Raw genomic sequence first — 22,388 nt, 5'->3', positions numbered from 1 at the left:
TGTTCATGTTGGAAAAGGCGCTGGCCGACAACGATCCGCTCACCACCGACGTGATTGTTATGACCGCGAAAATGGAGCCCCCCGGCGGCGCCTCCAAAGCTGAAGATATCGATCTGGATACCTACGACCGGCAACTTATGACCGCCGTGGTCGATCGCGCCGAACGCCTGGGCAAGCGCGTCATTCCGCTGATCGTGCCCACCAATAATCCGCTCATCGCCGTGTTGGGCACTGCCAAAGATGTCGGCGCCCAAGAAGTCATGTTGGGCGCCTCGAACAAATTCACGGCCGAGGAACAACTCGATCAAATCGCTCTCTACTGGATCAGCCTGAACGAAGGGCATCCCCATGGCCTTACCGTCCACATCGTCAGCGCCGATCGCGATGTCTCCTTCGACCTCGAAGGCGGCAACCGCATTCCTCGGGCGGCGGAACGGCAAGCCCGCTCCGTGGCCGAGCTGCGGGCCGCCGGCATCGGCGTGCGGCACGTACTGATGGCACACGACAGCACTCCGGCCAGCCGCGATGTTTTTGAATGGATGTTGACCATGCTCGCTCCCGATGTTGATTTAGATTTGGTCGCTGTAACTCCGATGAGCATTGAGCATCATCCGGGCAACGGACACAGTTCACTTGCGGACGATCAGCAGCGTGCTTTGCAACTGGGCCGCAAACTAAAAATTGTTGCCATGCAGCCACAAACTGGCCCGGAAATTGTCCGACTGGCTCGCGATGGCAACTACAACGTGATTGTTCTGCCCTGGTCGGAAGAGAAGCGTTCCTACGCCAACGTACCGGAAGCCGATTGGGCCCATTTTGTATTGCAAAACGCTCCTTGCAGCGTGTTTTTGGCCTCGCATCCTGTGGTGCCCAAGGAAGTGGTATCCTAAGCCAACGGCCGGTCGACATCTTTTCCACACGCCGATTCTTGCAAGCGGCACAGATGATCAGCAATGAGGCGGTCCGCCCGCCGCTCGTTGACACCGTTCAACTTCTGCGCGAAACTGAGGCATCACCGGCCATTCGCCGCATTCCGAAAATTGCCACACCGTGCAGGAAGCATTTATGACAATCGCTGCCGGCGCCGATGCCGCCGAGTTAGCCGGGCTGCGCGTGGCCGTGGTCGGCCGCCTGGCCGGAATGTCAAAGCGCGATGTCCAGCAGCTTATTCGCCAGCGCGGCGGCCTATTGGTGCAGTTGCCAGAGACGGCGACCACCGATCTCTCGACCGAGTCCACCACGCCATCCGCGGAGACAAATTCTCCAGCAGCCGCTGGCGACGTGCAATTGGTTGTCGTGGGAGAGGACGTGGCCGTTACGGCCGATCCGGGCGCGCCCGATTTCTTTGACGATAACATGCGGGCCGTCATCGAGGCAGGCCAGGTGGAAGTGATTGGCGAAAGCGAATTCTGGCAGCGCCTGGGCTTGGTCGACGATGAGCAAAACATCCGCCGTTTGTACACGCCGGCGATGCTGGCCGAATTGATCGGCGTGCCCGTGGCGGTGGTCCGCCGGTGGCATCGTCGCGGACTGATCCAACCGGCGCGGGAAGTGCGCCGGTTGCCGTATTTTGATTTTCAGGAAGTCGCCACGGCCCGGCGCTTAGCCGAGTTGCTTGCCGCAGGCGTTTCACCCGCGGCCATCGAACGCAAGCTGACCGAGCTGGCCCGTTACGTGCCGCACATCCAACGTCCGCTGGCGCAACTTTCTGTGATTGTGCGCGGCAGCCGGCTGCTGCTGCGCCAAGGCGACGGTTTGATTGGCCCCGGCGGCCAGTTGTTTTTCGATTTCGATTCGTTGCCGCAAGATTCCAGCGTCGCTTCGGCTGCCGGAGAAGCGAATTCAACCGAAATAAACCCACCGGCGCCGCGGACTATTTCACTGGCAGATGCGCTGCGCTCCACCGCCGCGCCGCTGGGACCGGACGAATTGCTCGCTTTGGCCGCCGACTTGGAAGACGAGGGCAACCTGGCGGCGGCGGTGGAAGCTTATCGGGCTTATGCGGCGGCCGCCGGACCCCGCGCAGCCGTTTGTTTTGCCATGGCCGAGTTGTTCTATCGGTTGGGCGATATTTCCGCCGCTCGGGAACGTTACTACATGGCCATCGAGCTGGACGAAGATTTGGTCGAAGCCCGCGCAAACCTCGGTTGCGTGCTGGCCGAATTGGGCGAGCATGAACTTGCGGTGGCGGCATTAGAAGGCGCTTTGGCCATTCATTCCGGCTATGCCGATGCGCATTTTCATTTAGCCCGCACGCTGGACGAACTGCACCGCGACGACGAAGCCCTGAATCATTGGCGCGAATTCTTGCTGCTGGCGCCCGAAAGCCCCTGGGCGTCGGCGGCTCGGGAAAGATTGCAGCACGTCGGCGACGCGCCTTAATTTTCGACCGCGGCCGGCTGCGGCTGCAAATGGCTTGCGTGATGTAGTCCGCGTCGTTCGTTCAACGTGTTGGGTTCGCCGGCCGTAGCGGCCAAATCGTCGAATTTGAAGCGACTTAACACATCGTCCAGCTGCGCTTCAATTTCCGCGTTGAATTTGGCGTCACCTGCGGAACGGCCCGGAATTTCATCGGCGTCCGCATTCGCAGATTTGGCATTGAATGCGGCTGTGCGGTCGACCCACGCGGCCACTAAATATGCATAACGATCGCGGCGGAGAATCCAAATCCGATAAACGTTCTCCCGGCCGCTGACTTGACGTGTCAGTCGGAAAAGATGCCCTTCGGCCCCCTGCCGTTGGAAGTTCGTCAATTCCGTCGGCCGCTGACTCGGATACTCAAATCCAAATTGCGCCAATAGCGCGCGATCGATCTCCGTCGGCGACGCCGCCGGGTCCGCCAACACCACGGGCATCACCAAAAACCGGCCGTAGTTGTTCAACAGTGCGCCCCATTCGGCCTCGGGCACAACGGCCGCAAGGTCATCCCAGCGTGTCCAATTCGTGCCGTTCAAAGTAACGGAATACCCGTAACGCGGCGAATGAAAGTTACCCGCCGGAATGGAGCCAGGCGTTTGCTCGACAAATTCTCCACTAGCCATCTGAACAGAATACGGGCTTTTGTCGCCGTGTCGGTTGTCATTGCTCCCGTCTGTAGCGACAGCTTGCACGGCATCAAACTTGGCCGATGGCGCCGGCGATGAAATTGCCTGTTCGGCGTCGGGCTGCGGTGCAGCGGTTGCCAACAAGCCGGGTTCTTCATGCTCCGCCGGTTTCCTCGATCGGTAAAGCACGATCGAAACCAGCGACACCAACCCGATTGCGGCGGCCGAGGCCAGCGTCCAGGCGAACCGACCGCGTAACGATGTATACTTCCTTCGGGTCGCCATAACGGCGCCTCTTTCTCTTGCACAGCCCGGCCCACGTTTGCTGCGTCGCGCCTGGAACAACACAACATCCGGAGTGCAAATATGTAAACCGACGATGAGCCGTCGGAAAAAGCCAGTTAGATTCCACTCTCCACTGTGCGACTTGGTGAAAAGCCATACAAGCGGCAAAGTCGATTCTGGCAAATGGCGTAATTTAAGTCAACCGCAATGGCTGTAGAAGGCTTAAACGTCAGTTATTCGAGGTTTTATTGCGACTTCGTGGCATTCACAGATGGATTTCTTGGAATCTTTTTGGTTTCCGGCGCTTCAATGGTTGCCGGCGGCGGTAACTGTTCTTTGTTGATTTTTTCGATCCGCAAGTCGCCATAAACCGCCTTGTAATCGCCGTTCTTGTCGTCTCGGATCCAGAACACAATGCGGTCCTGTTCCCCGAGCTTACTTCCGGGCAGGTAATCGTAATCGGTTCCTTTTTTGTGCGAGAACAGATAGCTCCCTGCAAACACCCCAACCCGCTGCATGAAGACCATGACCTTTTTCATTTCGTCTGCATTGGGATGTTCCTGATCCATTCCCTTGGTGAATTTGGTTGCAAAGTCACCCCAATTGTCCAGCCGTTTGGGAAATTCCCCGTCCGATTTTTCGGCGTAGACCCGCAAAATTTCCACAATGTTTTCGGTCGGGGTGATTTGCAGAATCTTTTTGTCTAGTGCAGGGAGTTCCACCGTCTTGTACCCTTCAGGCACATCCACACTAAACAGGGCTGGGTCCAATGGTTGGTCCAGCTTGAAGTTGGTCATGGCCACCGTTCCCTGCACCGGGCCGATATTGAGCGGAAACTCCGCACGAATTGGATCGCCCGTGGCGGCATTCACCCAAATGGTATATTGCAAATCGCTTTTCACGTCGCAGACAAATCCTTTAGCTTTCTGCCCATCCATTTCTTTCTCGCCCAACGGGTGCGAACTTTTCCCCACTAGCGAACGCAACATATCGATTAGGTTTGGCAAATCACCTACCGCGGAATTGGTCGTGGAATTTGCTGGCGTAACAATAGCGGTTTTAAGTTTGTTGTTGAGCACTAGATTGGCGCCCGTCGCATGATTCATGATCGTGATGGTATCGCCCATATCCATCCGCGCCTTTCCCGGCTCCATGTACCATGTCCGATATTTCAGTTTTGGCTCCTGCTCGCCCGGGCTGGTAATGGTAGAGTCATAAGACAGCGTGAATGCATCATGCAGCTTTTGGGCTACTTGAGCAAACGCCACCGAACCGCCGCCCAAATTGGAAAACACCAGGCACATCACCAGCACCGCGGCCGCAATGCCCAACAGTGCAGTTGCCTGAACAGCCCAACGCAAAGTGTTTATTGGGCAAAACAGCGGAATCGATTGCGGCCGATCGGCGGCCGCACGCAGCGCCGCCAAAGTTCGAGAAACCGTTTCCGGCGACGGACCTTCCGGAACCGGCAATTCTTGGAGTGCCATAACAGCTTTCGAAATTTCGTCGTTTTGATTTTGATGATCTGACATAATCTCCGCTCCTACGTCGGTCGTTGTTCCAGTAGCGATTGGGACAACGCCCCGTGCAAATTCAACAAATCGTGCAGTTTTTTCCGCGTCCGATGCAGCAGCACTCCGACGGCGCTGGCCGTCATGGCGAACCGTTCAGCCAGGGCCTCGTATTTCCAGCCGCCCAATTCGTGCAAACAAAAAATCTCCGCCTGACGGGCTGGAATTTGCGCCAAAGCCCAGCGCAGCCTGGTTGCCCGTTCGGCGGCTTCAGCGTGTTGCACAGGGCCGGGTTGTTTGGCCTCCGCTTGTGCCAAATCGGCAAGTTCCTCTTTCTTCGTTCGCCGCAGTCGCTTGCGGATCCGATCCACCGCCCGGCTGGTTGCCAGGCATTGCAAAAGCGCCGGCCAGTTTCGCACCGGCTGACGATTGGCTAGCTCCAGCGCCGCCACAAAGGTTTCCTGAAAGCACTCGTCGGCATCGGCCTGATTTCTAACCAGGCGATAAATGGTCCGCCAAACGGCGGTTCCTTCCCGACGCACAAGTTCGTCCCAATCGACCATCGGAGGCACCATTTCGGGAATCGTTTTGTATCCGCACTGGCCAAGTCGCTCCCGAACCAGATTTCTTACATCCGTTTTCCCAAATTTCTGAGAAAACTTCTGCAGGCGTCGCAAAAACAGCACGCTGGCCGGGGGTAGCTGGCGGCCTGCTGTTTGCTAAGATTTTAAAGCAAGTGGGCATTGGTCGCAAACATTTCGCGAAAAGCCACGCATTTCATAGGAGATCATCGCCATGGCACTGACCCCCAGCACCATGCTGCCGCTTGGCACGAAAGCCCCGCCGTTCAAACTGACCAATGTCGATGGGAGAACGGTTTCGCTCGACGATTTTAAAGCCGCGCCGGCCCTGTTGATTATGTTCATCTGCAATCACTGCCCCTTCGTCAAACACGTGGCCGACGGCTTGGCGCAGTTGGCCCGCGACTATCAACCCAAAGGCGTGGCGGTGGTGGGAATCAGTTCGAACAATCCGGTCACCCATCCGGCTGATTCGCCTGAGCAAATGGTTCACGAAGCCGAAAGCCGCGGTTATACGTTCCCCTATCTGTTCGACGAAACGCAGGCGGTGGCCAAAGCGTACAAAGCCGCCTGCACGCCCGATTTTTACGTGTTCGACAAAGATCGCCGCCTGGTCTATCGCGGCCAAATGGACGACAGCCGACCCGACAGCGGAATTCCCGTCACCGGCCGCGATTTACGGGCCGCACTCGATGCCGTGCTGGCCGGGAAAATGCCCAGCGAAAAGCAAAAGCCCAGCATCGGCTGCAACATCAAATGGAAAGTCGGCAACGAGCCGGAATACTTCGGCCACGTGAAGGTCTAAGAGCTCTCACGGAGTTTGTTCGCGACGAGTTTGGGCCAGGTTGGCCTGTTCGATTTGCTCCTCGGCTTCCACCTCTCGCCGGATAGAATCGCCCAGCCACCGACCCCACAACAAATAGTGCAGGCAAGCAATCACGAAGATGCTTCCCAAAATCAGACCGATGCCCAACACAATGGGGCCCAGCTCGCCGGCCAAAAAATACAGGCTGATGAAAAACCCCGCGGCCATCGCCGTGACGATGACCAATGTCCACAGCGAACCCCGCGGCTTGGCCAATGCCGGCTCCGGCAACTCCGGCCGCTCTGGCAGCGGGGGCATAGTTCGTTTTGACTGATCGCTACTCATCACAATTTGTATTCATTTGCGTTAATCCGCATTCATCGGTGGTTTCTTGATTTTCAATCTGCACTGCGTCTTCGCGCCTCGGCGGTTAATCGGTTTCCACGAACTCTGGTTCCACGCGCTTGGGAATCACCCCCGCCGTATGCCCCTCGGTCAGCAATCGCCGCACAGCTTCACGACCGCGCGGACCGAAATCGAGCGTCCAATCGTTGACGTACATCCCCACGAATTTATCTGCCTGGGCCGAGTCTAAATCGCGGCCATATTGCAGGGCGTGCGCCAGCGCCTCCCCGCGGTGTGCCAATCCGTAGCGAATGCTTTCCTTCAACAATCGGTTCACCTCACGGATGGTAGTCGCGCCTAAATTCCGCCGAAGCACATTTCCACCCAGCGGCAGCGGCAGACCGGTTTTGTCAAGCCACCATTGTCCCAGGTCGACGGCGAGTTTGAGATCGCGCTGCCCGTACGTGAGTTGCCCTTCGTGGATAATTAGTCCGGCGTCGACGGGTCGACCTTGGTATTCGCCACTCACGACGGCTTCAATGATCTGATCAAATGGCACGACCACGTGTTTGAATTCCCCGCCTAAGCATAGCCGCAACGCCAGGTACGCCGTGGTCAGCGTGCCAGGCACAGCAATAGTGAGCAGTTTCAAATCTTCAATATTGTATTGCCTTGGGGCGACAACCATTGGACCGTAACCATCGCCCATGCTCGCGCCGCAGGGACACAACACGTATTGATCTGTGAGGTGGGCATAGGCATGAATGCTGACGGCCGTGAGCTCCAACTCGCCGCTAAAAGCGCGGCGGTTGAGCGTTTCGATATCGACCAGCTCGTGCCGGAACTCGTACGGCCCGGTGTCAATCTTCCCGTTGGCCAGCGCGTGGAACATGAAGGCGTCGTCCGGATCGGGACTGTGCCCCACGCGGATAATTTGTTTGGCGGCGACAGCTTTGGCGGCGGAAGACAATATTGCACTCCGTGAGAAAAAGTTGGCTTCAATCTAGCAGTTCGAAAGCCTCCAGCGCCGGCCATCATGGTATGCCACCGCTTGCACCGCGAACAGCGGTTCACCCAATGAACGACTTATTTGGTTTCCATCAGCAGCGGGGGCGTAACTGCACAAATCGTGGCTTATCCGGATTTTTCTCGCTATTAAGTTAGGTTCAAATCGGCTGGCGCGGGTTTTGCAATTTCACTGAAACGGCTGTACCCGCATGCCAATTTTTCCCTGAATTTCGGAACACCCACCCAAACCATTAGAAGTATTGCCATGTCCAGAGAGATGTTCGAGGCCAATGGCGAAGCTGCCATTCTTCCCCGGCCCGATGCCCCGCCCCAGGAAGCTTTGGAAATTGCCATTATCCAGTATGTCGGGTCCGTATTTATCTACTTAGTAGACGGGCGAATGTTCGCCAGCATCGGCGGAAAATGCCTGAGCGATGCCAGCGGCCATCATGCCGTGCCCGCTACCGATGCACATCGTGCCGCCCTGAATAAACCCTAACCGCGTCCCTCGGATTTCCAATTATCTCGTCGGCAACCGCCGCTTTCTTCCCGACACATGTTGCCTGCTGCGAACCTACTGCCGTAACATGCTGATGGAAGTGATCCGACCCTAAGGAATCGTTCACATGGCACAGCGATATCTGGTCACCGGCGCGGCGGGCTTCATCGGCTCCAAAGTTTGCCAAATTCTGCTCGATGCCGGACACGCGGTGGTGGGCGTTGACAATCTCAACGCCTCCTACGATCCGCGGTTGAAGGAGTGGCGTCTGGCACAGTTGACACCCCTGCCGCGTTTTCAATTTCAGCGGATCGAAATGACCGATTCGGGGGCGCTGGAAAAGATATTTGCCGAGTATGACGGGGGCGCAGTGGGCGGATCGCCGTTTGCCGCCGTGTTAAATTTAGGCGCGCGGGCGGGAGTTCAGCCCTCTGTGGATGATCCGTTGGTTTATTTGCGCACGAATGCCGAAGGGACGCTGAATTTATTGGAACTGTGCCGTCGGCAGGGCGTGCCGAAATTTGTGCTAGCTTCCACTTCCAGCTTGTACGGCGGTCACAATCAGGTGCCGTTTTCGGAAGACGCCGACACCAGCCGGCCTCTTTCGCCGTATGCCGCCTCGAAAAAAGCGGCCGAGGCGTTGGCCTTCACTTATCATCATTTGCACAAGCTCGATGTAAGTGTGCTGCGCTATTTCACGGTTTACGGTCCCGCCGGCCGACCAGACATGAGCGTCTTCCGCTTCATTCGAAAAATATCCGAAGGGGAACCGATCACCGTCTTCGGCGATGGCCAGCAGCAGCGAGATTTTACCTATGTGGACGATGTGGCCCGCGGCACCGTGGCCGCGCTCAAGCCACTGGGGTTCGAAGTCATCAATTTGGGCGGCGACCGTTTGACTTCGCTCAATTCGCTGATCGCGCAAATCGCAGAATTGGTGGGGCGGCAGCCGATTATCGAGCGCCGCAGCGCCCATCCCGCCGACGTGTTGGCCACTTGGGCCAACATCAGCAAAGCCAGTCAGCTGCTTTCCTGGACGCCCCAGATTTCATTAGAGGAAGGGCTCCGCCGCACGATGTCCTGGTATCGAGAAAATCGGCCTTTGGCAATGCAAATCAGTCTCGGAAGCTAGCTGCTGCTACCTCAAACGCCGTGGCTTTTTTGTCTTGAGCGGGGCGGAGTTTTGGCATACGATTGTCGCCCCTTGCGCCCGGCCTGTTCGGCTGCTGCTAAGCCGCCGGCCGAGCGAGACTTATCGCAAACTTGCCGCTTGAAATGGATGCACTTCGAACTTTGCCATTCTCAAACATGTCTTGGGCGGTTGACGATTGATCACGGAAACTTCGCGCATGGAATACGAGGGCGTTCGTTGTACTCGCCGTTGTGCGGCAACCGGCCGGGAATTACGGCCAGGCGAGAAATTTTATTCCGTGCTGGCGGCCGAGGGAGCCAACCTGGTGCGATACGATTACTCAGCCGAGGCCTGGCCCGGGCCGTCCGAAAAAGCCGTCGGCTGGTGGAAATCGCAGCTGCCAGCGCGCGAAGGAGTGCGAGTTCATTGGGCGCCCAACGATGTGATGCTCGATTTGTTGGAACAACTCGCCAACGATCCAGCCAAGGCCGACATGCGATACGTGTTGGCGCTGTTGTTGGTGCGACGCCGAGTGTGCCGGCTGGAAGAAACGAAGCGCGAAAATGCTCAGCATGAAACATTGGTGTTGTTCTGCCCCCGGCGGGAGCAAGAGTACCGAGTAACCGTTGTCGCGCCGGATGAGGCGCGTAGCAAAGAAATTCAAGACGAACTGGCGCGGTTGTTGTTTGCGACATAAGGCTTAAAAAGCATGAATTTCGAAATCCAACCAGCAGCGCGACAACCAAGACGCCCCATCAGGGCAAGCTTTGCACTCACGGCGCTGGGCCTGCTGATGACGCTGTTTGCCGCCGGCGGGGCCAGCTGCAACCAATGGGTGCGCGGGTATACCCAGCCCCGAATGTTGCCGGCCACCGCCACGATCGACCAAATCATTACCCTGGTGAACGATAATGCGAACCGAGTGCAATCGTTGCAATCTACGCAGGCTACGCTCAGCTTACCCGGGGCACCCTCGCTCAGGGCCACTGTGGCGCTCGCCCCCCCCCGTCGATTGCGGTTACGCGCTTCGTCGCTCACTGGCGCGGAGTTGGATTTAGGAAGCAATGACGATCTGTTTTGGCTGTGGGTGGCTCGGAATCAACCGCCCGCAACCTTTGTGTGCCGGCACGATCAATTTGCCATGTCCAATGCCCGACAGATCCTGCCGGTGGAACCGGAATGGCTGATCGATGCTGCTGGTCTGGCGCGGTTTGACACCACGCAGCCCCTGGAAGGACCGTTTCCAGTGCATGGCGACAGAGTGGAAATCCGCAGTCATCGCGCCATGCCGACTGGCGAAGTAACACAAATTACCGTCGTCGACCAATGGGAAGGCGCCATAGTGGAACAGGATGTGTACAATCCGCAAGGACAATTGCTGGCCGTGGCACGGGCCAGCGGGTTTCAGCGCGATGCGGCATCAGGAGCGAATTTGCCCCATTCCATCGATGTGCAATGGCCTACCACGCAGTTGTCGTTTCACTTAGATATTTCCGGCTGGGTGGTGAATGGCATTCCGCCCGACAATTTAACGTTGTGGACCAAACCGGAATACCCGGGCTTTCCAAATGTCGATTTGGCCGATCCGCACTTGCAATTTGCCGTTCCAGGCGGGATACAGCCGGTAACGCCCGTGACGGTTCCTGGTAGTGCGGGCATCTACCCGCCCGGAGCAACGGTGCCGTTACGTTGAAAGCTTGGATTAGCCTGTGGCGCGGGTGGCATCGACCACGTTGCTTAAATCGACCATGACTCGGTCCAATCGCTCTCGTCCCATGCGGTTCAGCAATTGCCCTTGGGCTTCTTTCCAATAGGGCAAGGCACTGACCAGCGCCTGCTGTCCGGCTGCGGTAATTTCCACCGTCTTGCCGCCACGTCCACCTTTGCCGGTTACTTGCAGCAATCCTTGGAGAACCAGCGGATGAATGTTGCGGGTGATGGTGGAGCGATCCATCACTAATTCGCGGGCCAGCCGAGCCAGTCCGCATGGGCCCAGCACTTGGGCGGCCACCAAAATCGTCAGTTGCGTCGATCGTAAACCGATGGGCGCCAGAATTTGGTCGAATAATTGCGTGACGCTGCGCGAGGCCTTGCGAAAATTGAAACAGGCGCAAGTGCCGATAATTTCAAGACATTTGTCTCGATCGATCTCCGAAGGTGTTTGGGACTGAGAACGCTTTGGTGACATATGAGGGGCTAATTTAATTGAGGCACCGCACGATTTCAATCCGGATGCTCCACGGAGGGGGGGAAGGATGGTCGCTGCCCCAGCGACTGAGGGGGACACAAAAACGGTGGGCGACGTTTTTATTGATCGTCGCCTAATTTGAACTGCGAGTGATGGAGCGACGCTTATCCTCCGTCGTTTTCCCGGAGAAAAAAGCCCAGCGGGTGGGAACAGCCGCCCTGCATTTTTTTCAAATTATGCGGCGCCCTTTTTATTTCTGCGGATTGTCGCGAGGAACAATGGCGCCGTTGTGAAGTTCTTCTTGCCATCGGCGTAAGGCTTGGGCTCGGCTGGCCGCCGGTGCATCGGGCCGGTACAGAAGCGTTTTGTTCGTGATTTCCTGCAAGTTGGCAAACGCCAGTACCCGGCAATCGAGATTATCGTGGTCCAAAAATTCAACCAACTTGGCTGCCTCGCCATTTTGCAGTTGTTCCTTGGTATATCCCAAGAACATCCGGTAAAGATCTTTGCCCAAATCATCGCCGCGCTGTTTCACAAAAGCCTCATGTACTTTAATGGCCGTGGTCGGTCCACGCGCTATCGCCGCCTTAACACTGGCTATGTCGACACTCCACATCGGGCGTTGCTCGGAATCGTTGAATGTCGCCACCAGCGGTTCAAACTCGTCGAGCAATGCTAGGGACTGTGCGGCCAACGACTTGTATTCGGCCTTGCGATGTTCGACCATTTCCCCCAAGGCCACGAGCAGCGGTTTATCGTCCGATAGCGACTGCGTCAAGTATTCCGATGCCTGTTCATCGAACGACCGGAGCTGTTCGGGTTCGATCCATTTCGGCATGTTTGGCGCGGCCGTGGGTCCAGCAGCGGCCTCTGTCGGATCGGCCGACAACACCCATCGCTGGGGCGCTTCCAGAGCGGTAACAGTGCCATCGGCGGCCGTCCATTCCAAATGACCGCGGGCAGCATATAAATCGGCGGCCACATGCGGTTCTTCAACTTCCGGATTTGATCCGGCGGAGTAATATCGACGCACCTCCACTCCCAACATGGCCTCGGCATCGACAAAGGAGATCACCCCTTTCATTCCACCGGCATCCAAACTTAGCTGGGGTCCAGGTTTGCCTGCGGTGATCGCGACTAGCCGTCCATAAACCAATTTCACCGTAGGCACGCCTTGGGTATTGGCCGGTTGCAGTTGTAATAAAGTTTCATCGGGAATCTCGAGTGTAATCCCAGTAGAAAGGGTGATAGTCGGACGATATGTGGGCAATACCAGCAATTGCTCGCCGGCGGTGACCGAGGCCCCTGAGGGGACCCGGGACCATTGATTTGCAGCGGCATCAAACTTCAACAGGACCACGTCCTTGCTCGGCAGAAACCGACCCAACGGCGTGTTGTCGACGGGCACGGTGGCATCGCGGGTTTGTGGCGGCAACATGAGACCGTGCGTCGTCGTCTCCTGGGCATTGCCAGGCGCTTCGTGTCCGGCAACCGCAGATTGTGGTGGAACAACAGCGTTGCCGGCGGGTGGTTCTGGGGTGGGCGGAGGTTTAAGGTTTGAACCGACTGTTGACGCGTCCGGTTCCGGCGCGAGCGGATTTGCCGTGGTAGATGGCCCCGTAGAAGGAAGTACCGTAGAAGGCAGCCCGGCAGAAGGAAGAGGATTTGCAGCGGCAGCCGGCGGTGTCACTGTGCCGGCAGCAGACGCTGCGGTGTTTGCCGTGACCGTGGCTGCGGGTGTTGTGTCACTTGCCGGATTGGAGGGTTGCGCTGCGGTTTTGGTATCAGTCTGCGAAGAGTCGGACGCAGTTTTTTCGGTCCCGGAGTTGTCGGACGCATTGGCGCTTCCAGCGAGAGGTGTCGGATTGGTAGAAGGGGCATCTGGAGGTTTGGTAGTGCTGCCCTGATCGCGTGGTTCCGACTTCGATGTGCCAGAAGTCGATGCGTGATCCGTCGTATTTGGAGTCTCGGTATTGCTGCCGTGCTCATTCCCCGCCTCGGCTGGATTCGCCTGGTTTTCCGCCGCTGGACCGAAACCTAATAAGCGCGCGATCGGATGAGTGCGGTCCAACGGTCCCAAAACCATGGTGATGGCAACCACCAGAATTAACAACAACAGTGCGGCGGCTACCACCGGCTTCCACCTGAAGCGCTTGGGTCCTTCGCGCAGATAATCAGGAATTTCCGGTTTGCGCCGCTGCGGCTTCACCCAGATATCATCAGGTAGCGCTGGGCCGCGTTCGTCCGCCGCTCGGTCCGCTACACTCGACTTTGACGCCTGTTGCGCTGCTTGATGAATCACCCCGTACATCAGTTGCTTCATTTCCAGATCAATATCCGCAGGCTGGGCCAAAACCATCGTAAGAATTTGATGGCAAGCTGCCACTTCGGCCAGATAGATGTCGGATTCCAAGCATGCTTTTTCGAATTCCGGCACGCGCTCGCCTGCCAGGGTGTTATCCAAGTACTCGGCAACGAGGTTGGGATCCAAGCCTGTGTTTTTGGCGGAAACTTTGGGAGCTGCTAGTTGGGGATTGCCCGCGCAATCGCGGAGGCGTTGCACCAGTTGGCGGGCAAATTCGCTTTCGTCAATTTTCCGGGCAATCTCATCTCGGTCGGCCGGTTCCAGAATACCGTCGAGGTATGCCAGCATGGTTCGCAACGTTAAACGCATGATCGAACTCCAAGAAAAATGTGAAAAACGGCTTCCAGCGGGTGAGCCTACCGACATCTGACTTTTAAAAAGGCTGTTTCAAAACTTGGGAGGATGAGGCTGCTGCCGAGCCAAATGCCGGCACATAATGCTCAGCAGAAGCTTGGCTCGCCCGATAACGGACGCCAAGCCGTTGAATTACGCCCGCTAAGAGTAATAGTGTCAGCGACACAGCACAGGCGTACATAAACGCACAATTTTTCCGAAAATATGCGTTAGCGAGAAATGGCCGGCGTGGAGAGAAATTGTCCTAACCGGCAAATCTATCGCGAGTTGGAGCAATCTCGCAGCGGCCGATGAAGACGATGCCGGTTCCAAACTCTCCGGCTAGCAACCGTTAAGCCATGCTTGGCTGCGTAGCTCGATGTAGACTAATTCGGACGGGCTATCATGCTCGGGGCCGAGATTCGAAGTCGGCCGCGAAGGGCTAAATGCCACCAGAGCCAACAACGACAGCAACGACACGAACAGCGCCAGCACGATCGGATGCGGAAGTCCAATCGAAGGGTCTTCCTGAGCATGCTCGACCGGAATCTGGACCGTGCGCGAAGCCATTTTTTGCCAACCGTTGGGAGTAAGTCGCCAAGCGGAAGGGGGTGGTGGATTGGCCGTACTGCTTCCCGAAAAATCGATCTGGCAGGCTAGCCCCGCGACAAGGCTCAGCAGAAATATAATTCCGACAATCCAGCGCATGCTTGACAAACTCCCGAGAACGTTTTCAGCTTCGACCGCTGTTCTCGGCCTTGGCCGCTCCCCATGGCCGTGAACTAAAATGACTGGCCGTGAATGTGCTATTAGCAATCCGAATCCAATGCAGCGGTGATTGGGTGTAATCGCAAGCAGCGAGCCAAACTGTGCAAGTCCTAGAGATTTGGAACCGAAGAGATTGCGGCGATTCGATTTCCGTCATTGGCAACACGATGTACAGGCGCTACCGGCGCAGTCAGAGAGCATCATTGTTGTTGACGGAAATAACCCCGTGTTGATTTCCTGCCACGCGCCCGAAATAGAAACCGCCTTGGGAAGCTAGCGCGGAAGCCGCCGCCCGATACGACGCGATTTACGTTCAGTTTCATCAATGTTAGCAATCGATTGCCCATTGCCTGCCGCGAAGAACGAATCATCTCCGCTCCGGCATTTGTTTCCGGATCGTTGGAGTTTAGCTGGCTGTTAATTCCGGCAGAGCAAAGCAAAAAAAACGTGTGTTGCACCGTCAATGCGTTTGGGAAATGGGCCACTTACGTGTAAGATTAAGTTACTAGACGACTGCGTGGCGCAACACTGAGGTTACGTCTCCGCACCCGCGCAGGGAGGCTATTTGAAACCACTTGTCATGGTGCTGCAGCCGCCGGGTTTCAGGTCCATCAACGCGTTTCACGTTGATGGGAAAGTGCTGTTCCATGTCCTCCATCAATCGACTACAGCGACAACAATTGGTGCGCGAGGCCGAGGGCTATCTCGACCTGGCCTTGGTGTTTTCCGATCAATGGGAGTTGCCCGTACTTGTCCGCGATCGGCTGGCACAGCGCTCCTTGGAAGTCGTGGAACATTTGGGCGAATCGGCCGCGCAAAGTCCGCAGGTGCAATTGATCAAGGGCCAAGCGCTGCGCATGATGGAGCGCTTCAAAGATGCGCTGGCGCCTCTTTCTGCCGCAGCGGAAAGCGATCCACAAAACGTCGACACCTGGCTGGCTTTGGGTTGGTGCTACAAGCGCACCGGTCGTTTGGATTTGGCCATCGAAGCGCTGGAAGAAGCGCTCGACATCGAGCCGGGCAGCGCCGTGGTGAACTACAATTTAGCCTGCTATTGGAGTTTGGCGCGCAACAAGCGGCAGTCGCTGGCGTATCTGTCGCAGGCTTTATCTTTGGATAGCACCTTTCGCACTCTGGTCGAAACCGAACACGATTTCGATCCACTCCGCGCCGATCCCGATTTCCAAGCCGTTACCAGCATTTCGGTGTAAAGGGGACGAAGGGGGGTCGTGCGATAAGTAAGTCTATGCGGCAACGCGCTCAGGCGGATTTCACGAGCAATGCTTTCACAGACATCCGCAGCAACTCTTCGGCCAGTTGGCGGTAATCCTCCGCTCCGTGCGAATCGGCCGCGTATTGAAAAATCGATTGCCCGAAACTGGGTGCTTCCGCCAGGCGAATGTTCCGGCGAATGCGCGTTCGAAAAATCTGAGCTGCCGACCAGGGCGTGGGTAGATCGCGCTGGCTGTCGAAATAGTCGATCACGTTCTGGCCCACTTCGCTGGCCAGCCGCGTGGCCGATTCGTACTGGCAAAGCACCACGCCGGATAGTTTCAACCCCGGATTCAGCCGGCGCGAAACCACGTCAATGGTTTGCAGCAATTTGCTCAGGCCGTGCAGGGCCAGGAAATGCGGCTGCAGTGGCAGTAACACTTCGTCGACGGCGGCGAGAGCATTGAGCGACAGTACGCCCAGCGATGGTGGACAATCGATGAGAAGAAAATCGAAAGGCGTATCCAAATGATTGATGCCGGCAAGTTTATCGCGTAGGATCGATTCGCGGCCCACCACGCCGGCCAATTCGACCTCCGCGGCCGCTAAATCGATATGCGAACCGACCAGCCACAGGTTTTCCACCACTTGTCGCTGTGCTGCAATCAAAGCGGTATCGCCCAAAAGCACTTCGTAAATCGAGTGGCCCTGTTCGCCCGGAGTGAGACCCAAATGCAATGTGGCATGCGCTTGCGGATCAAGATCGATCAAGCACACTCGGTGGCCGGCCGCCGCCAAGGCAGCGCTTAAATTGACGGCCGTGGTGGTTTTGCCGACTCCGCCTTTTTGATTCAACACCGCCAGCGATCGCATCGTGAAACTCCGTTTCCCAGCAGCCGAACCCCTTTCCAAGCCGCCAAACTATGATTCACAGGCGGCGCGCGGGGAGCGATTATAAACGGACGGATGTGGTTGAGCCTAGACCGATCGACCGCAGATTGAAATCAATCTGTATTGGGGGCGGCATTTTCCACCGGCAAAAATTGGGTATCAAAAAATGCTTGCAGTCCCTCTTGCATGGGAACTACGCAGAGCGGGGCGCCGTCGGGCAGCAGCATCAAGCATTGATGATGCAAGTCGAACGCCAACCGCGCTTGATTGGCGCCGTCGGTAAATTCGACCAGGTATTGCCAACCGCCGACGTTGTTGTCCGGCGAGGGGTTCCAATCGTAATTGTCGTTGTGCAACAGCCAATGGCGGACGTCCGTAAAATGCTCCAAGGCAAGAGCATTTTTTTGCGTGCTGATTCGATAAGTGTGATTTTGTATGTTGACGATTTCCGAATTTTCGGGCGGATCGCTTGTCGAACCGCCGGCTCCACCGCCCCTGGTGGGCAAAAGCCGCATGATTTCAGCTTGGGGAGCATAAGCAATTAATTGCGTCACCCGCGGCGACAATGCCGCAATCACGCGGTACGATTGCCGCTGGTTATACCAGATGGAAAAACCAGCAATGCTCGCCGCGGCGGCGAACATCAATAAAATAATTATTTTACCGCGGATTTTCGACATGGGTCGTCAAGCTGGAACCTTGGCGATGAATTGGCCGGTCAGTATACTGAGAGCGATATTTAGGGCATCTAACAAAAATACGCCGTCTCCCCTTGTGGGAGAGGGCCGAGGCAAGGGGTAAGAATCACTTTGTTAGATGTTCTGACATTTCTCCGTTTGATACCCGCACCTCACGCCGTTGCCATGCCCAACGAATTTGATCCGTATCGTGAAGCCCTGGTGGTCGAACAGGCTACGATTTGGCCCGACGCTTATGAAGATTGGGAACCCGCCGATCGGGCACGTGTGGAATCCGCTCTGCACGCCGACCCCAAAAACTGTGCCGACGTGTCGTACCTGCGTCAGCATACCGGCTTTTGTCGCAAAATTACAGTCACTGAAACCGACTTAGAACGTTTGGCTGCGCGGTAGCTCGGAAAAGCGTTGCGGTACCAAGGATGCCCCATTTCTTTTTGAACGTGCTTCTGTGGCTGAATCTTTCGTCTCCGTTCACGTCAACTTGCAACAGCGCGGTTACGAGATTCGCATCGGGCAGCGAATCTTGGCATCCGTTGGGAAGTTTTTGGGTCAGCGCGGGCCGGTCGGCCATGCGATCATCATTACCGATTCCAAAGTGGAACCGCTTCACACCGCGCCCGTGGCCCATGGTTTAGCGGCGACTGGCGCGAAAGTTGATGTCGTCGGTGTGCCCGCTGGCGAGCAAACCAAATGCCTTGCGGAAGCCGAACGGCTTTGGAATAAGTTGCTTGAACTAGGTGCCGATCGGCAATCGCTCATTGTGGCGCTTGGGGGAGGTGTCGTGGGCGATTTGGCAGGCTTTGTAGCAGCTTGCTACGGCCGAGGAATTGCATACGTGCAAGTACCCACCACGCTGTTGGCGCAGGTAGACAGTTCGGTGGGAGGCAAAGTCGGCGTCAACCTGCCGCAAGCCAAAAATATGGTCGGGGCGTTTTGGCAACCGGCCGCCGTATTCGTCGACACTGACACCTTGCACACGCTGCCGGAACGAGAATACCTTTCCGGCCTCGCCGAAGTCGTCAAATACGGCGTGATTATGGATGCCGAATTCTTTGGCCGCCTAGAACGGGATGCCCCCGCATTGGTTTTGCGGCAAGGCGGCGTGTTGCCAGATATCATTGCTCGCTGCTGCCGATTGAAGGCCGACGTCGTGGAAGCCGACGAGCGCGAAGAAACCGGCCGCCGCGCCATGCTCAACTACGGACATACCTTCGCCCACGCCTTGGAAGCGGTGACAGGGTACGGACAGTTGCTGCATGGCGAAGCGGTTTCGATCGGCATGATGTGCGCCGCCCGGCTGGCCCAACGGCTGAAGCGTGTGAACGACGAATTTGTCCAGCGGCAACAAAACCTACTCCTAGCGTTGCGCTTGCCGGTTACGGCGCCCAAGGCGGATGCCGACCGCCTGCTCACGGCAATGCGGCACGATAAAAAAACCAGCCAAGGGAAGTTGCAATTCGTGTTGCCCACGCGCCTGGGACACGTCGAGGTGGTTAGCGGTATTGATCCGGCAGAAGTGAAGCTCATCTGCGACAGCTAAGCCGGCAAAATTCGACCGGGCAAATTTCCACATTACAGGTGGAAGATTGTGGAAATTTGTAAATCATCGGGCAGAGTTTGCGGATAACCGCAACGACAGTAGCCAGACGATTGAGTAGACTCCCCCCATCTGGCTTGACCTGCTCGTGCAATCCACTCGTGTGTTTTACACTGGGCGGGGAGGTCGCTTCGGCTTGTTTGGAAATTGGTTGCGGTTTTCCGTTGCGGGGACAAGCATCAGGGGGTTCTGAGGGAAAGATCGTGGGCAAAACATCACCACTTTCCGGTTGGCGAGTTTCCGCGCTCGTTGCCGCTGCCATGCTGGTCTTCGCACTCGACCTCGCCGTTCCCGTGTTGGTGGTCCAGGTGCTGTATATCCCGCTGATTATCCTGGCGGCCTGGTCCTTGCCTCCGCTTGCGACTTGGCTGTACTTCGTGTTCTGCGCCGTAATGGCGGTTTACGACGTCGAATATGAAAGTCAGTTGCTGGCAAATAATCAGCTTTGGATTCGCATCGCCAACGAGGTCATTTTAGCCTGCTGCGGCGCCGTCATAACCGGCTTGGCGTTATCCAGCCGCCGACATGGCAAACAGCTTAACGAAACCTATCGTGTGTTGCGTGGAAGCGAAGAACAATTGCGACATTTTGTCGAGCAAGTTCCGGCGGCTGTGGCGATGTTCGATCAAGAAATGCGTTATCTGGCTCACAGCCGTCGCTGGGTGACCGATCTTCATATTCCGCCGGAAAATATTATCGGGCGGCATCACTACGAGGATCTGCCAAACTTTCCACAGCGTTGGAAGGATGACCACCGCCGCGCGCTGCAGGGCGAAGTTGTCCGGCGCAACGATGAATTTTTTTGCGAATTCAACGGTCGCACAGATTACTCCAGGTCCGTGGTTCATCCGTGGTTTAAATCCAATGGGCAAATCGGCGGCGTCGTCATCTTGGCCGAATTGATCACCGAACGAACCCTGCTCGAAGAGCAGTTGCGCGATTCCGAAGCCCTTTACCGTTCGCTCGTGGAAAATATCCCGCAGTGTGTGTTTCGCAAGGATTTGCAAGGACGATTCACGTACGCCAACACGCGCTTCTGCGAAGCCATCGGCAAATCGGTGGAGCAAGTGTTGGGTATGACCGACTTCGAGCATTGCCCCCCGCAGTTGGCCTCGAAGTATCGCGCCGATGATCAGCGTGTTGTACAAACCGGGACGCCGTTGGAAACCGTAGAAGACCTGCGTGCCCCGGATGGCTCCCTCCGCACGGTCCGCACCGTCAAAACCTCTGTCGTCGATGCCGAAGGTCGCGTCATCGGCACGCAGGGAATTTTTTGGGATATTACCGAGAAACGCTGTGCAGAAGACGCCGTCCGCCGCAGCGAGCGCGAGTTCCGCGCGCTGGCCGATAATTTGCCCGATATCGTCGCCAGGTTCGATCGCCAGTATCGGCACATCTTCATCAATCGAACAGTTGAAAGCGTCACCGGCATTCCCGCCGAGCAATTTTTAGGAAAATCCAACGCCGACTTAGGCATGCCCGACAATCTGGTGTGCTTGTGGCACAAAACCATGCAAGCGGTCTTTGATACCGGCGACAGGCAGACCATTGAATTTGCTTATGACGGCCGCCAGGGCCTGCGGCATTTCGAAAGCCGTTTTCTCCCGGAATTCGCCCCAGACGGTTCCGTCGAATCCACTCTGGCCATCTGCCGCGACGTTACTGATCGCGTTCGCTCGCAGGAACAAGCTCAGCAGAACATGACCGAGTTGGCTCACATAACACGGCTTTGCACCATCGGCGGATTGGTCTCGGAAATCTCGCACGAAATCAATCAACCGTTGCATGCCATTGCCAATTTCGCCCAGGCCGGCATTAACGAGTTGGCGAAATCTCCCCTCGTGCAACGCCCCAATTTGTTCAATTGGCTCAAGCAAATTTCCCAGCAGGCCAACCGCGCGGCCGAAATCATTCGCCGAGCCGGGCGCTTCGGCCGCAAGACTCACTTGCGCTCGACCGTCAATATCAACGAATTGGTCCGAGACTGCCTGCTCTTATTCAATTTTGATGTCCGCGTACACCAATTGCTGGTACGTTGCGAATTGGCCGAAAATCTCCCGCTGATTCTGGCCGATGCCATCCAAATCCAGCAGGTGCTCATCAATTTGCTCCGCAATGCCGTCGAAGCGCTGGGAAAAAATTCAATATCCGACCGAACCGTGTTGGTACGCACCGAAATTGTCGACGACGCTGTGCAAGTCGCCGTCCACGATAACGGCTGCGGCATCGGCGCCGACCGCGTCGCCAAATTGTTCGAGCCCTTCTTCTCCACCAAGTCGGAAGGCATGGGCCTAGGCTTGGCGGTCTGTCAGTCCATCGTGCAATCTCACCAGGGCCGGCTCTGGGTCGAATCCAACTCCGCCGAGGGCACTACCTTTTATTTTACGCTGCCGATATTCAAGGAGGAACCACATCATGCCTACAGCCACCCTTGATCCCGTCTTTATCATCGACGACGATCCCGCCGCCCGCGAATCCATGGCCGCCTTGATTCAATCTCATGGCTTGCAGGCCGAAACCTTCGCATCTGCCGAAGACTTTTTGGCACGCTTCGATCGCTGCCAAACGGGTTGTATCGTGGTCGACGTCCGCATGACAGGCATGTCGGGCTTGGACTTGCAGGAACGGCTGATCCAGGAAGGGACCGATCTTCCCCTGATCGTCATCACCGGTTACGGCGATATTCCCACGGCGGTGCGCGCCATGCGCAACGGCGCCACCACATTCTTGGAAAAGCCCTGCAGCGATCAAAAACTGTGGGAGTCGATCTCGCAGGCCTTGGAAACCGAAGCCGCCGGGCGCGGCCAACGCTTGCTGCGCGGCGAAGTCCGCCGCCGCTTGACAACCCTCACCTCCGACGAGCACCGCGTGCTGGAAAAACTGATTGAAGGCCGCCCGAACAAAACCATCGCCCGAGACTTAGATCTCGGCTTACGCACCGTGGAGCTGCGGCGGGCCATGATTCTGCAAAAGATGCAGGCCTCCTCGTTGGCTGAGTTGGTGCGGATGGTGGTCATCTCTCGCGAATCTATTCACTCCTCTAGCGCCCCGCAGCGGATAAGTGCCGATGCCCCCGATGTCCCGGCCGAACTGCCTCATTCCCCCCGGTAGCGACGGGGCTGGCGA

General features: G+C 56.8%; 22 protein-coding genes. 12 read left to right on the top strand and 10 right to left on the bottom strand.

Features of this window, described 5'->3' with window-relative positions; all coding sequences use genetic code 11:
- Together VMJ32_16755 and VMJ32_16750 are read left to right on the top strand one after the other, a co-directional pair.
- A partial coding sequence (locus VMJ32_16755) for a universal stress protein (protein HTQ40675.1) occupies positions 1 to 890 on the top strand: 890 nt, incomplete at its 5' end.
- A gap of 175 nt (positions 891 to 1,065) precedes the next feature.
- Positions 1,066 to 2,382, top strand: a complete 1,317-nt coding sequence (locus tag VMJ32_16750) for a MerR family transcriptional regulator (protein HTQ40674.1) — start codon at positions 1,066 to 1,068, stop codon at positions 2,380 to 2,382.
- Here the strand turns inward: VMJ32_16750 and VMJ32_16745 are convergent.
- From VMJ32_16745 to VMJ32_16735, 3 genes are all read right to left on the bottom strand, one after another.
- Positions 2,379 to 3,329, bottom strand: a complete 951-nt coding sequence (locus tag VMJ32_16745) for a hypothetical protein (GenBank protein ID HTQ40673.1) — start codon at positions 3,327 to 3,329, stop codon at positions 2,379 to 2,381. The genes VMJ32_16750 and VMJ32_16745 overlap by 4 nt on opposite strands.
- Before the next feature lie 245 nt (positions 3,330 to 3,574).
- Entirely contained in the window at positions 3,575 to 4,861 is a 1,287-nt protein-coding gene (locus VMJ32_16740) for a hypothetical protein (protein ID HTQ40672.1), read from the bottom strand.
- Between the two features lie 11 nt (positions 4,862 to 4,872).
- Complete coding sequence (locus VMJ32_16735) at positions 4,873 to 5,415, bottom strand: sigma-70 family RNA polymerase sigma factor (GenBank protein HTQ40671.1); 543 nt, start codon at positions 5,413 to 5,415, stop codon at positions 4,873 to 4,875.
- A gap of 220 nt (positions 5,416 to 5,635) precedes the next feature.
- On the opposite strand from VMJ32_16735, the gene VMJ32_16730 reads away from it, so the two are divergent.
- The gene (locus VMJ32_16730; GenBank protein HTQ40670.1) at positions 5,636 to 6,226 is read left to right on the top strand and encodes a thioredoxin family protein; all 591 of its coding nucleotides are present in this window, start codon (positions 5,636 to 5,638) and stop codon (positions 6,224 to 6,226) included.
- Between the two features lie 6 nt (positions 6,227 to 6,232).
- Here VMJ32_16730 and VMJ32_16725 read toward each other — a convergent pair whose 3' ends face one another.
- Both VMJ32_16725 and VMJ32_16720 read right to left on the bottom strand, forming a co-directional pair.
- Positions 6,233 to 6,544, bottom strand: a complete 312-nt coding sequence (locus VMJ32_16725; protein HTQ40669.1) for a hypothetical protein — start codon at positions 6,542 to 6,544, stop codon at positions 6,233 to 6,235.
- Positions 6,545 to 6,656: 112 nt separating this feature from the next.
- On the bottom strand, positions 6,657 to 7,541 hold the full coding sequence (locus VMJ32_16720; GenBank protein ID HTQ40668.1) for an MqnA/MqnD/SBP family protein: 885 nt from the start codon (positions 7,539 to 7,541) through the stop codon (positions 6,657 to 6,659).
- Positions 7,542 to 7,844: 303 nt separating this feature from the next.
- Here VMJ32_16720 and VMJ32_16715 point away from each other — a divergent pair, with 303 nt between their 5' ends.
- The 4 genes from VMJ32_16715 to VMJ32_16700 all read left to right on the top strand — a co-directional run bounded on the left by VMJ32_16715 (position 7,845) and on the right by VMJ32_16700 (position 10,903).
- Positions 7,845 to 8,078 (top strand): hypothetical protein, encoded by a 234-nt coding sequence (locus VMJ32_16715; protein ID HTQ40667.1) that lies wholly within the window; start codon positions 7,845 to 7,847, stop codon positions 8,076 to 8,078.
- Positions 8,079 to 8,205: 127 nt separating this feature from the next.
- Positions 8,206 to 9,210, top strand: a complete 1,005-nt coding sequence (locus VMJ32_16710; GenBank protein HTQ40666.1) for an NAD-dependent epimerase/dehydratase family protein — start codon at positions 8,206 to 8,208, stop codon at positions 9,208 to 9,210.
- Between the two features lie 217 nt (positions 9,211 to 9,427).
- Complete coding sequence (locus VMJ32_16705; GenBank protein HTQ40665.1) at positions 9,428 to 9,907, top strand: hypothetical protein; 480 nt, start codon at positions 9,428 to 9,430, stop codon at positions 9,905 to 9,907.
- A 12-nt stretch (positions 9,908 to 9,919) separates the two neighbouring features.
- A complete protein-coding gene (locus tag VMJ32_16700; GenBank protein HTQ40664.1) occupies positions 9,920 to 10,903 on the top strand; it encodes a hypothetical protein in 984 nt (327 codons plus the stop codon).
- A 9-nt stretch (positions 10,904 to 10,912) separates the two neighbouring features.
- On the opposite strand, the gene VMJ32_16695 is transcribed toward VMJ32_16700, so the two are convergent.
- The 3 genes from VMJ32_16695 to VMJ32_16685 form a co-directional block, all read right to left on the bottom strand.
- Complete coding sequence (locus VMJ32_16695; GenBank protein ID HTQ40663.1) at positions 10,913 to 11,398, bottom strand: MarR family winged helix-turn-helix transcriptional regulator; 486 nt, start codon at positions 11,396 to 11,398, stop codon at positions 10,913 to 10,915.
- 250 nt (positions 11,399 to 11,648) lie between these two features.
- On the bottom strand, positions 11,649 to 14,072 hold the full coding sequence (locus VMJ32_16690) for a hypothetical protein (GenBank protein ID HTQ40662.1): 2,424 nt from the start codon (positions 14,070 to 14,072) through the stop codon (positions 11,649 to 11,651).
- 366 nt (positions 14,073 to 14,438) lie between these two features.
- A complete protein-coding gene (locus VMJ32_16685; GenBank protein HTQ40661.1) occupies positions 14,439 to 14,804 on the bottom strand; it encodes a hypothetical protein in 366 nt (121 codons plus the stop codon).
- 707 nt (positions 14,805 to 15,511) lie between these two features.
- Between VMJ32_16685 and VMJ32_16680 the strand changes: the two genes are divergently transcribed.
- The gene (locus VMJ32_16680) at positions 15,512 to 16,075 is read left to right on the top strand and encodes a tetratricopeptide repeat protein (GenBank protein ID HTQ40660.1); all 564 of its coding nucleotides are present in this window, start codon (positions 15,512 to 15,514) and stop codon (positions 16,073 to 16,075) included.
- A gap of 49 nt (positions 16,076 to 16,124) precedes the next feature.
- Here the strand turns inward: VMJ32_16680 and VMJ32_16675 are convergent, their stop codons facing one another.
- Both VMJ32_16675 and VMJ32_16670 read right to left on the bottom strand, forming a co-directional pair.
- Positions 16,125 to 16,949: an AAA family ATPase gene (locus VMJ32_16675; protein ID HTQ40659.1), complete on the bottom strand. Its 825-nt coding sequence runs from the start codon at positions 16,947 to 16,949 to the stop codon at positions 16,125 to 16,127.
- Positions 16,950 to 17,080: 131 nt separating this feature from the next.
- Positions 17,081 to 17,647 carry a hypothetical protein gene (locus VMJ32_16670; GenBank protein HTQ40658.1) on the bottom strand — a complete coding sequence of 189 codons (567 nt, stop codon included), beginning with the start codon at positions 17,645 to 17,647 and terminating at the stop codon, positions 17,081 to 17,083.
- A gap of 183 nt (positions 17,648 to 17,830) precedes the next feature.
- Between VMJ32_16670 and VMJ32_16665 the strand changes: the two genes are divergently transcribed.
- From VMJ32_16665 to VMJ32_16650, 4 genes are all read left to right on the top strand, one after another.
- Positions 17,831 to 18,058 carry a hypothetical protein gene (locus VMJ32_16665; GenBank protein HTQ40657.1) on the top strand — a complete coding sequence of 76 codons (228 nt, stop codon included), beginning with the start codon at positions 17,831 to 17,833 and terminating at the stop codon, positions 18,056 to 18,058.
- A gap of 55 nt (positions 18,059 to 18,113) precedes the next feature.
- Positions 18,114 to 19,205, top strand: a complete 1,092-nt coding sequence (aroB, locus tag VMJ32_16660) for a 3-dehydroquinate synthase (protein ID HTQ40656.1) — start codon at positions 18,114 to 18,116, stop codon at positions 19,203 to 19,205.
- 260 nt (positions 19,206 to 19,465) lie between these two features.
- Positions 19,466 to 21,697: a PAS domain-containing protein gene (locus VMJ32_16655; protein ID HTQ40655.1), complete on the top strand. Its 2,232-nt coding sequence runs from the start codon at positions 19,466 to 19,468 to the stop codon at positions 21,695 to 21,697.
- Positions 21,678 to 22,373, top strand: a complete 696-nt coding sequence (locus VMJ32_16650; GenBank protein ID HTQ40654.1) for a response regulator — start codon at positions 21,678 to 21,680, stop codon at positions 22,371 to 22,373. The genes VMJ32_16655 and VMJ32_16650 overlap by 20 nt, the downstream gene beginning before the upstream one ends.
- Positions 22,374 to 22,388 lie beyond the last annotated feature (15 nt).

The sequence above is a fragment of the Pirellulales bacterium genome, from assembly GCA_035499655.1.
Lineage (GTDB): Bacteria > Planctomycetota > Planctomycetia > Pirellulales > JADZDJ01 > DATJYL01.
This window is presented reverse-complemented; position numbering and strand designations above follow the sequence as displayed.